The following is a 10094-nucleotide window of genomic DNA, read 5'->3' on the forward strand; positions in this document are numbered from 1 at the left end:
TCCATGATCTTTAGTCCTCATGATATGCCTCGCCCACAAAATCACGGATAGGCCCACCTACATCAACGGGTGTCAGACACCTACGACAAATACTCAACGGCTTTCAGACGCCTACGACATATCCTCAGCCGGTATCAGTCACCTAACGTAGCCTTTCCTAGCCAAGACGACCCTTCAATTCACCTTCGCCCCAGACACCTCAACCGCCCTCTTCCAAGTCCCCAACTCCCGCTCGATATGCGCCCCAAACTCCCCAGGCGTCGACCCCACCACCTCATACCCATATCCCGCCAACTGCCCCTTCAACGCAGGCACCGACACCGCCTCTGCAATTCCCTTGCTGACTGCATCGACCACCGCCCCCGGCGTGCCCGCCGGCGCCAATATCCCGTACCAGCCGTTGACGACGAAGTTGGGGACGGTTTCTGCGACGGTGGGGACGTCGGGCAGGAGCGGCGAGCGGTGTTCGCCGGTGACGGCGATTGCCTTCAATTTGCCGGCCTGCACTTGCGGCAGCGAGGTCGAGATGCTGTCGAACATCAAGGACACTTCGCCGCCGAGCAGTGCGACGACAGCGGGGCCGCTGCCTTTGTACGGGACGTGCATCATGTCGGCGCCGGTCTGGTTTTTGAACATCTCGGCGGCGAGGTGGCTGGTGTTGCCGTTGCCGGCGGACGCGAAGCTCAGCTTGCCGGGGTTGGCCTTGCCGTAGGCGATGAGTTCGCTGACGGTGTTGGCGGGTGTGGCGAGCGGGGCGGCGACGAGCATGGGCAGCGTGGCGACGAGGGAGACCGGCGCGAAATCCTTGCGGGTGTCGTAGGGCAGCGAGGGATAGAGGCTGGGGTTGATGGTGTGCGCGGCCAGCACCATCAGGAGCGTGTAGCCGTCGGGCTTGGCGCGGGCGAGCTGGGCGGAGGCGATGGCGCCGCCTGCGCCGGGTTTGTATTCGAGGACGACCGGCTGGCCCCACTTCTTCTGCAGTTCTGCGCCCAGCGGGCGCGCGAGCATGTCGGCGCTGCCGCCCGGCGGGTACGGGATCAGCAAGGTGATGGGCTTGTCGGGATAGGTTGGCGCGGCGTGGGCGACGGCGGCCGCGCCCAGGCACAGCGCGGTTGCCGATACGGCGGCCAGAGTTGAACGAATCATCGGTAGCTCCTTTGCCCGACGCCGGGCGGACGTGAAGACATCGTCAGAGGTGGCGGCAGGAATGGCTGCGCTTGCCAGTCGTCTGAACGAAAGGCGGCTCGGCCATGCCAGCAGGCCGTTTACACGCATCGCGGCACGGACACGTCAGCCACCGTTTACGCACATCGCGGCACGACCACGTCAGCCACCGTTTACTCGTATCGCGGCACACCCGCGTCATCCACGACGATGGTTCGGGGCGTTTGCGGAAAATGCAGCGGGGCTTCAGTGACCGACCGCAGGAAGGCTTCGGTCACGCCCGCCTTCATCGCATGCACCTGTAAACCCACGGGCATGACGTCGATGACGGCGAGGTCTGTATAGATGCGTGACACCACGCCTTTGCCGGTGAGCGGATAGGTGCATTGCCGCAGGATCTTGGGCGTGCCGTCGCGGCCGCGGTGTTCCATGGTGACGAGGACCTGCTTGGCGCCGACGGCCAGGTCCATTGCGCCGCCGACGGCGGGGATGGCGTCCGTGGCGTCGGTTTTCCAGTTGGCGAGGTCTCCGCGCTCGGACACCTGGAAGGCGCCCAGGACCGCGTAGTCCAGGTGGCCGCCGCGCATCATGGCGAATGAAATCGTGTGTTCGGTGATGGACGCGCCTTGCAGCAAGGTGATGGGCTGGCGGCTGGCGTTGATGAGGTCGGGGTCGACGTCGTCGCCGGCGGCGGCGGGGCCCATGCCGAGGATGCCGTTTTCGCTGTGCAGCAGGATCTCGCGGCCGCTGGGCAAGTAGTCGCCGACCAGGGTCGGCATGCCGATCCCGAGGTTGACGATGGCGCCGTCGGGAATGTCGCTGGCCAGAAGCCGCGCGATCTGCTGGCGGGTCAGGCCGATGATGTCTTGCATGTCAGGCCTCCACGCGCACGACGGATTTCACGAAGATGCCCTGCGTCATGATCTGTTCGGGCACCAGCGCGCCCAGCGGCACGATCTCGTCGACCTGCGCGATGGCGTGTTTGGCGGCCATGCACATGACGGGATTGAAGTTGCGCGCGGCGTGCCGGTACATGAGGTTGCCCCAACGGTCGCCCAGGTGCGCGCGGATGAGCGCGTAGTCGGCGCGCAGAGGCTGCTCGAGCACGTAGCCGATCCCGTCGATGACTTCCTGGCGGCGCCCCTCGGCCAATTCGGTGCCGTAGCCGGTGGGCGTGTAGAACGGCCCGAGACCTGCGCCGGCGGCGCGCAGCCGTTCGGCCAGGGTGCCTTGGGGCACGCATTCCAGTTCGACCTCGCCTGCACGGTAGGCGCGGGCGAAGGCGTCGGAGTTGGGTGGGCGCGGGTGCGAACAGATGATCTTGCGGACCTGCTTGCGCACCAGCAGCGCGGCGATGCCGCGTTCGAAGGTGCCGGCGTTGTTGGAGATGATGGTGAGGTTGCGCCGGTCCAGCTCGGCCAGGCAGTGCAGCAGTTCATACGGCACGCCCGCTTCGCCGAAGCCGCCCACCAGCACGGAGGCGCCGTCGGGAATGACGGCCACGGCCTGCGCCATGGATTCCTGAATCTTGTCGATCACTTATTGCTCCTGCACGAGACCCGCGGCGTCCACGATGCTTTTCCAGCGGGCGCGTTCCTGGTCGATGAAGGCCGCGAACTCCGCGGGCGTGTTGCCGCCGGCCTGGCCGCCCATGGCCTTGAAGCGTTCGCTGATCTCGGGACTGCGCACCACGTCGCGCGTGGCGGCGTAGAGCTTGTCGATGGCGCCCTGTGGCGTGCCGGCGGGCGCGACCAGGCCGAACCACGCGGTGACCACCATGTCCTTCACGCCCGCCTCGGCCATGGTCGGCACGTTCGGCAATTCGGGGAGCCGCGTGTCGCTGGTGACGGCCAACGCGCGCAGTTTTCCGGCCTGGATGTACGGCATGGAGCTGGGCAGGTTGTCGATCATGAAGGTGAACTGCTGCCCGAGCAGCGCGGCTACGGCGGGGCCGGCGCCCTTGTAGGCGACGTGCGTGCCGGGGATGCCGGCGCGCTGCTTGAACATTTCGGCGGACAGGTGCGGCGACTGGCCCGCGCCGGAACTGCCGAAGGACACCTTGGTGGGGTCCTGCCTGACCTGCGTCAGCAGGTCCGCCACGCTGCGGGCGGGCGAGGCCTCGTTGACGACGAGGACGTTGGGCACCGAGATCACGAGCGTCACGGGCGCGAAGTCGGCGGGCTTGTAGGGCAGCGTCTTGTAGAGCGCGTAGTTGATGGCGTTGGGGCCGATGTTGCCCATCAGCAGCGTGTAGCCGTCGGGCTTGGCGCGCGCCAGCGCCTGCGCGCCGATGATGCCCGCGGCGCCGGCGCGGTTCTCCACGATGACCTGCTGACCCAGTTTGGCGGCCAGCTTGTCGGCGATGAGGCGTGCCGAGATGTCGGTGGTGCCGCCCGGCGCGGCCGGGATGATGAGGGTGATGGGCCGTTCAGGCCAGGCGGCCTGCGCCGGGTTCGCGATGGCGATGGCCATCGCGCCGGCTGCCAGCCAGCGATGCGCACACATCATGCTTGTCTCCCTGCGTGACCATTGATTGGTCAACTCGTGAGCACGAGTGTGGGCGCGGGGGTGGCAAATGCCTATTCCGGAATCCGGAGGTGTGGGTTCGCCTGCGCTGAAGTACGCATTCTGGCCGACACGGCTTCACTGCCGCGGGCGCCACGATGGCCAGGCCAGCCAACGCCGCCGCGGCCGGCCGGCGTGTTCAGTGGCGGTCGCCGGCCGCCGGGCATTACGCCCCCCCGCGCTCCCAGCGCCGCTGGATGGCCTTGGCCGCGACCACGCCGTCCGCCATCGACGTCACCACGCAGGGGTGCATGCGGTGTGCGACCTCGCCGATGGCGTAGATGTCCGGCACGCTGGTCTCGGCGGTGGCGAAGTCGGTGCGGATGTAGCCGCGCTCGTCGCGCGCGAGCCTCACATCGTCGGCAAACGCGGCCTGCGGTTCCCAGCCGTAGAAGACCAGGATCAGGTCGTACTGCCGACCGTCCACGCTGCGGGTGGCAGGGTCGACCTTGTAGGGTCCGATGTGCACGCCATCTGTGCCGGCGCGCGTCACCCATTGCTGCTGGGCGCGCACGCTGCGCGCGTAGAGGTGAACCTTGCGCGCACCGCGGTTGCGCACATAGACAAAGTTTTCAAAGGCGTTGTCGCCGCCGCCCAGCACGGCGACCGACAGGCCGGAATAGTCCTGCGCCACGATGGGCGAGCCGGGGCCGATCAGCACGCCGGGCCAGGACGCGCCCGGCGGGTGGTCGGGCAGCCCCTTGGCGCGCACGCCGGAGGCGATGACCAGGGTGCGGGCGCGGGCCAGGGTTTCCTGGCCGTCCGGGCCGGCAAGCGTGGTTTCGATGCCGCCCTTGCAGGGCCGTACGCCGGTGACGCGGGTTTCCAGCCGTACGGGCACATCGGCGGCGCGCACGCTGGTGTCGATGTTGGCCGCCACCTGCTGACCGGTCACGCCGGGCAAAACGGCGATCCAGTCGTCGGCGAACGGGTTGTCATTGCCCAGCCCGCCCAGGCGGGCGCTGGCCTCGACCAGCAGGGGCGACAGACCCAGGCGGGCCAGCCACAGGGCGCAGGAGGCGCCGGCCGGGCCGCCGCCTACAATGACCGAATCGTGCATCTGTTGCATTTCACCCCTTATTGACTGCGCCGGCGCCTTGCGGGCGCCTCGACATGGCCGGATTGTAGCCAGCGCGCCCCCGCCCTCCGCCGTCGCCTTACAATTCCGGCTATTCCACCCAGGTTTTCATCATGCCCACTCGCCGCATCATTCTTTCCGGCCTTGCGCTCGACGCCCGCATCGGCATCCTCGAGCACGAGCGCCGCGCCACCCAGCCCCTGCACGTCGATGCCGAATTCGACGTCGACATCCAGCGTTCGGTGGACGATCACGATATCCACAGCGTGCTGGACTACCGCCGGCTGCGCGAGGCCATCGTCGAGGAATGCACGCAGGCGCATGTGAACCTGATCGAAACCCTGTCCGAACAAGTGGCGGCGCGCCTCTTGGCGGACTTCCAGGAAATCCGCGCGCTGCGCCTGCGCATCAGCAAGCCCATGGCCTTCTCCGACTGTGCGGCGGTGGGCGTGGAAATCCAGATCAATCGCTGACATGAACGATATCGCTTCCCCCGCCGTGCAATTTCGCACGCCCGCCGACGAAAAGGCACGCCTCGAAGGCAACAAGCTGACCAAGCGGCTGGCGCGCGAGACCACGCGCGCCCTGTCCGACTACAACATGATCGAGGAAGGCGACCGCGTGATGGTCTGCCTGTCCGGCGGCAAGGATTCCTATGCCATGCTGGACATCCTGCTGCAGCTCCAGAAGCGCGCGCCGTTCAGGTTTGAACTGATCGCGGTGAACCTGGACCAGAAGCAGCCGGGCTTTCCCGACCACATCCTGCCGCAGTATTTGAAAGAACTGGGCGTTCCCTTCCACATCGAGACGCAGGACACGTATTCGATCGTGACGCGCGTGCTGGAAGAGGGCAAGACGATGTGCTCGCTCTGTTCGCGGCTGCGCCGCGGCATTCTGTACCGCGTCGCCTCGGAACTGGGCGCCACCAAGATCGCGCTGGGCCATCATCGCGACGACATCCTGGCCACGTTCTTCCTGAACCTGTTCTACGGCGGCAAGGCCAAGGGCATGCCGCCCAAGCTGGTGTCCGACGACGGCCGCCACACCGTGATCCGCCCGCTCGCCTATGTGGTCGAGTCCGACCTGATTGCCTACGCCGAGCTCAAGCAGTTCCCCATCATTCCGTGCAATCTCTGCGGGTCGCAAGAGAACCTGAAGCGCAAGGAAGTCGGCCGCATGATCAAGGAGTGGGACAAGCAGCACCCGGGCCGGTCGTGGAACGTGTTCAACGCGCTGTCGCGCGTGGTGCCCTCGCACCTGATGGACCGTGACCTGTTCGATTTCGTGGGTTTGAAGCCCACGGGCGTGCCGGATGCCAATGGCGACACGGCGTTTGATACGGTCGACCCCACGGACGAGTCGGATGTTGCGTGTGGCGATACGCCGCCGGCGTTGGAGCCGGGCGCGATCATCGAGAAGAAGGTGATGTTCTCGCGCGAGTGATGTGCCTCGTGCAAAGCGACCCACCCAAATAAGAATGGGGCTGCGATATGCAGCCCCATTTTTTTCTTGGCGATATCAGGCGTTCAACACCCGGATCGGCGTACCCGCCGCCCACGCCTTCACGGCTTCCAGGCAGTTCTGGTAGAACGCCTCGAAGTTTTCGCGGCTGACGTAGCCCAGATGCGGGGTCAGGATCACGTTGTCCAGGTCGCGCACGTTGTCGGTGGGCGACAGCGGTTCTTCGGGATAGACGTCCAGGCCCGCTCCCGCGATGCGGAACTTCACCAGCGCATCCATCAGCGCTTCCTGATCGACAAGACCGGCGCGCGACGTATTCACCAGGTACGCGGTCGGCTTCATCGCGGCCAGCGCGGTGGCGTCGACCACGTGGCGGCTGCGATCGGACAGGATCAGGTGCAGGCTCACGACGTCGGACGTGGAAAAGAGTTCGTGCTTGTCCACGCGCGTGACGCCCGCAGCCTGCGCACGCTCGTCGGTCAGGTTGGGGCTCCAGGCCACCACATCCATGCCGAAGGCCAGCCCCACCTTGGCCACCGCGGCGCCGAGCTTGCCCAGTCCCAGCACGCCCAGGCGCTTGCCGGCCAGCGGCTCGGGCATGGCCGTCTGCCACATGCCGCGGCGCATGGCGGCGTCTTCGGCGGGCAGGTGCTTGAAGAGGCCCAGGATGTGCGCCCAGGCGAGTTCCGCCGTGGCAGTGTTGGCGTCGGCGCTGCCGGGCGCGCCGGACACGACGATGCCCTGCGCGGCGCAGGCCTGCATGTCGATGGCGTTGTTGCGCATGCCGGTGGTGACCAGGAGGCGCAGCTTGGGCAGGGCGCGGATGCGCTCGGCGGGGAACGGCGTGCGCTCGCGCATGGCGACGATCACGTCGAAGGACGCGAGCGTGGCCTCGACCTGGTCGTCGGGAATGAAGTTATTGAAGATCTGCACCTCGGCGTCACCGCCCAGCGAGGTCCAGTCAGCATAGCGCCGGGCTACGTCGTGGTAATCGTCGAGTATTGCGATTTTCAAGTCTTGTCTCCGGGAGGGATGGCGCTTGCCGCGCCCCCCTTTCCCGGGCCGGCGCGACGTGCGCCGGTCAGTTCAAACGGGCCTTGAGCTGGTCCAGCGGCAGCGCGCCGCTGATGCGCGAGCCGTCGGCAAAGAACAGTGTCGGCGTGCCGCGCACCATCAGTTGCTGGCCAAGCGCCAGCAGCTTGTCTTCGGGCACGTCGCAATCGGCGCTGGGCGGCGTCTTGCCGCGCAGCATCCAGTCGTCCCAGGTCTTGCCCTGGTCCTTGGCGCACCAGACGTTGCGCACCTTGACCTTGGAATCCGGCGACAGGATGGGATAGAGGAAGGTGTAGACGGTCAGGTTGTCCACGTCTTCGAGCGTCTTGCGCAGCTGCTTGCAATAGCCGCAGTTGGGATCTTCGAAGATCGCGACCTTGCGCGAGCCGTCGCCCTTGACCTGCTTGATCGCCAGGTCCAGCGGCAGTTGGTCGAACGTGACGGCGCTGAGCTTTTCCTGGGATTCGCGGGTGACGTCGCGGCGCGTGGCGGCGTCGATCAGCGGTCCTTCCATGACCCACGTCACGCCTTCGTCGGTGTAGATCAGGTCCATGCCGAGCTGCACTTCAAACAGGCCATAGGGCGTGCGGCGCACGGTCGTGACGTTCATGCCGGAAAAGCGCTGCTGGAAGCGTTCCTTGACGGCGGCCGACTGCGGATCGAGTTCGGTGGTGGAGACGCTTTTTTCGCCTTTGGCCGCCTGTCCCACGGACTGCGTGGAGACGGATTTTGCGCCCTGCGCTTGGGCCGTGGCGGACAAGCCGATACCCGCGGCGAGGAAACAGGCCGCCAGCGTGGCGGGAATGCGGAATTTCATCGGTACTCCTGGTCTTGTCAGTCGTGTGCTCAGCCGGAAAGCGTAACCGATCCGGGGCGGGCGGCGCGGCAGGCGGGTGGGCGGATTCCTATCAGACGGCCGCCGGCCGCCGCAGGTTCCGCCCGGCGACACCGTCGGGCCCGGCTGGGCCTTGTCGGGCCTTGTCGGGCCGGGTTGGGCCTGGTCGGGCCGACTCGGACCCACCATGGCCTAATTAGCCGACGCCCCCGCGATCAGCCGGCGCTTGATCAGCGGCGCGCGCTCGACCCAATGCATGCCGGCGTTGCGCAGCCAGACGAGCGGCGTCGCCTTCGATCCGAACAGCTTGTGCAGGCCATCCGTGGCCAGCCGCATGGCCAGGACCGGCTCGGCGCGCGCCCGCTGGTAGCGGTGCAGCACGCGCAGGTCACCGGCCTGGCGGTAGGGTTCACGCTCGGCGACGATGCGGGCCAGCGCCTCGACGTCGCCCAGCCCCAGATTCAGGCCCTGCCCCGCCAGCGGGTGCAGGCGGTGCGCGGCGTCTCCGGCCAGCGCGATGCCGGGCGCCACCATCTGGGCGCGCTCCAGCGTCAGCGGAAAACCGTGCAGCTTGCTGCGGACCTTCAGGCGGCCCAGCCGCCCTTCGGCCGCCTCGGCCAGCAGCGCCTCGAGGCGAGCGGTTTGAGCGTCCTGCGGCAGGTTTAGCAGTTGCTGGGCCAGCTCGCTGCGCATGGACCACACCATGGAAACCTGCGGGCCGTCCGCGGTATCGGGCAGCGGCAGCAGCGCCAGCACGCCGTCGTCGCGGAACCATTGGATCGCGGTGCCCTGGTGCGGCAGTTCCGCGTCCAGATGCACGACGAGGCCGGTGTCGTTGTAGGACTGGGCTTCGTGCTTCAGCCCGGCCGCCTCGCGCAGCGGCGAGGCCGCGCCATCGGCGCCGACGAAGAGTTCGGCCTGGATGCGCGCGCCACTTTCGGTGTCGACCGCGCCGTTCTGGTAGCCGGTGCAGCGGTCTTCGAGCCAGGCAATGCCGAACATGCGCACGGCCTGGATCAGGACGCGCTCGATCTCGCCGGACTCGACGATCCAGGCCAGTTGCGGCAGCGCCGCCTGCCAGGCGTTGAGGTTGACTTGGCCGTCCGCATCGCCGTGGATCTCCATGGCCTGCACCGGCATCAGGCGCGACGCGGGCATGGCGTCCCACACGCCGATGTCGGCCAGAAAGCGCTGGCTGGCGGGCGAGATGGCGTAGACGCGGGGGTGATAGCGGTTGGGGTCGGCGGGCGGCACGGCGGCTCGCGGCGCCAGCACGGCCACGCGCTGGCCGCGGCGGGCCAGCGCCAGGGCGGTGGACAGGCCGACGATGCCGGCCCCGCAAACTACGATCTGATGGCTCATCGTGCGGAAGGCTCCCCGGCCTGTTTGGGCCACAGCAGCCACATCTGGCCGCGTTGCTTCATGCGGCCGGCCTGCTGGCCGGCTTCTTCGCCGTAACCCCAATAGAAGTCGGCGCGCGCCGCGCCGCGGATGGCGGTGCCGGTGTCCTGGGCGAACACCAGACGCTGCAGGGGACGGTCCGACGCGGGATAGGTGGTGGACAGGAACAGCGGCGTGCCGAGCGGCACGAAGGTCGCGTCCACCGCCACCGAGCGCCGCGGCGCGAGCGGAATGGCGTAGGCGCCCTTGGGGCCTTGTTCGGGATCGATGACCGCCTCTTCGCGGAAGAACACCACGGCCGGGTTGGCGTTGAGCATTTCAGGCACGCGCTTGGGATTGCGCTGCGCCCAGGCCCGGATGTTCTGCATCGACGCCTGGTCGGCGGTGAGTTCACCACGGTCGATCAGCCAGCGGCCGATGGACGCGTAGGGCTGGCCGTTGTGGTCGGCGTAGGCGACGCGGATGGTCTTGCCGGCGTCGGGCCCGTCGGTGAGCTGCACGCGTCCGGAGCCCTGCACCTGCAGGAAGAAGTTGTCC

Annotated in this window: 11 protein-coding genes; 2 read left to right on the forward strand and 9 right to left on the reverse strand. The window is 67.5% G+C overall.

Translation table 11 applies throughout. The annotated features are described in order from the left end of the window. Positions 1-174 precede the first annotated feature (174 nt). The 5 genes from RT697_RS25665 to RT697_RS25685 form a co-directional block, all read right to left on the reverse strand. Complete coding sequence (locus RT697_RS25665) at positions 175-1146, reverse strand: tripartite tricarboxylate transporter substrate binding protein (RefSeq protein ID WP_313702478.1); 972 nt, start codon at positions 1144-1146, stop codon at positions 175-177. A gap of 191 nt (positions 1147-1337) precedes the next feature. Next, on the reverse strand, positions 1338-2036 hold the full coding sequence (locus RT697_RS25670) for a 3-oxoacid CoA-transferase subunit B (protein WP_313702479.1): 699 nt from the start codon (positions 2034-2036) through the stop codon (positions 1338-1340). A gap of 1 nt (position 2037) precedes the next feature. Further along, complete coding sequence (locus RT697_RS25675) at positions 2038-2703, reverse strand: 3-oxoacid CoA-transferase subunit A (protein WP_105237113.1); 666 nt, start codon at positions 2701-2703, stop codon at positions 2038-2040. Then, positions 2704-3672, reverse strand: coding sequence for a tripartite tricarboxylate transporter substrate binding protein (locus tag RT697_RS25680; RefSeq protein ID WP_313702480.1), 969 nt, complete (start codon positions 3670-3672; stop codon positions 2704-2706). A gap of 223 nt (positions 3673-3895) precedes the next feature. Continuing rightward, complete coding sequence (locus RT697_RS25685) at positions 3896-4798, reverse strand: NAD(P)/FAD-dependent oxidoreductase (RefSeq protein WP_313702481.1); 903 nt, start codon at positions 4796-4798, stop codon at positions 3896-3898. A 122-nt stretch (positions 4799-4920) separates the two neighbouring features. Here RT697_RS25685 and folB point away from each other — a divergent pair, with 122 nt between their 5' ends. After that, entirely contained in the window at positions 4921-5280 is a 360-nt protein-coding gene (folB, locus tag RT697_RS25690; protein WP_056565007.1) for a dihydroneopterin aldolase, read from the forward strand. 1 nt (position 5281) lies between these two features. Beyond that, positions 5282-6250 (forward strand): tRNA 2-thiocytidine(32) synthetase TtcA, encoded by a 969-nt coding sequence (gene ttcA / locus RT697_RS25695; protein ID WP_313702482.1) that lies wholly within the window; start codon positions 5282-5284, stop codon positions 6248-6250. Positions 6251-6325: 75 nt separating this feature from the next. On the opposite strand, the gene RT697_RS25700 is transcribed toward ttcA, so the two are convergent. The 4 genes from RT697_RS25700 to RT697_RS25715 form a co-directional block, all read right to left on the reverse strand. After that, positions 6326-7282, reverse strand: a complete 957-nt coding sequence (locus tag RT697_RS25700) for a D-2-hydroxyacid dehydrogenase family protein (protein ID WP_313702483.1) — start codon at positions 7280-7282, stop codon at positions 6326-6328. A gap of 67 nt (positions 7283-7349) precedes the next feature. Then, positions 7350-8138 carry a DsbC family protein gene (locus tag RT697_RS25705; RefSeq protein ID WP_313702484.1) on the reverse strand — a complete coding sequence of 263 codons (789 nt, stop codon included), beginning with the start codon at positions 8136-8138 and terminating at the stop codon, positions 7350-7352. Positions 8139-8348: 210 nt separating this feature from the next. Beyond that, the gene (locus RT697_RS25710) at positions 8349-9518 is read right to left on the reverse strand and encodes a UbiH/UbiF family hydroxylase (RefSeq protein ID WP_313702485.1); all 1170 of its coding nucleotides are present in this window, start codon (positions 9516-9518) and stop codon (positions 8349-8351) included. Beyond that, on the reverse strand, positions 9515-10094 hold a 580-nt coding region (locus tag RT697_RS25715), incomplete at its 5' end, for an MltA domain-containing protein (protein WP_313702486.1). The genes RT697_RS25715 and RT697_RS25710, both read right to left, overlap by 4 nt.

This window comes from Achromobacter sp. (assembly GCF_032113835.1).
Classification (GTDB): domain Bacteria; phylum Pseudomonadota; class Gammaproteobacteria; order Burkholderiales; family Burkholderiaceae_B; genus Achromobacter.

What these genes read in the sequence shown, in the direction of transcription:
- folB (WP_056565007.1), top strand. Translation starts at nt 4,921, where the DNA reads ATGCCCACTCGCCGCATCATTCTTTCCGGCCTTGCGCTCGACGCCCGC.
- RT697_RS25710 (WP_313702485.1), bottom strand. Translation starts at nt 9,518, where the DNA reads ATGAGCCATCAGATCGTAGTTTGCGGGGCCGGCATCGTCGGCCTGTCC.
- RT697_RS25705 (WP_313702484.1), bottom strand. Translation starts at nt 8,138, where the DNA reads ATGAAATTCCGCATTCCCGCCACGCTGGCGGCCTGTTTCCTCGCCGCG.
- RT697_RS25665 (WP_313702478.1), bottom strand. Translation starts at nt 1,146, where the DNA reads ATGATTCGTTCAACTCTGGCCGCCGTATCGGCAACCGCGCTGTGCCTG.
- RT697_RS25680 (WP_313702480.1), bottom strand. Translation starts at nt 3,672, where the DNA reads ATGATGTGTGCGCATCGCTGGCTGGCAGCCGGCGCGATGGCCATCGCC.
- ttcA (WP_313702482.1), top strand. Translation starts at nt 5,282, where the DNA reads ATGAACGATATCGCTTCCCCCGCCGTGCAATTTCGCACGCCCGCCGAC.
- RT697_RS25685 (WP_313702481.1), bottom strand. Translation starts at nt 4,798, where the DNA reads ATGCAACAGATGCACGATTCGGTCATTGTAGGCGGCGGCCCGGCCGGC.
- RT697_RS25670 (WP_313702479.1), bottom strand. Translation starts at nt 2,036, where the DNA reads ATGCAAGACATCATCGGCCTGACCCGCCAGCAGATCGCGCGGCTTCTG.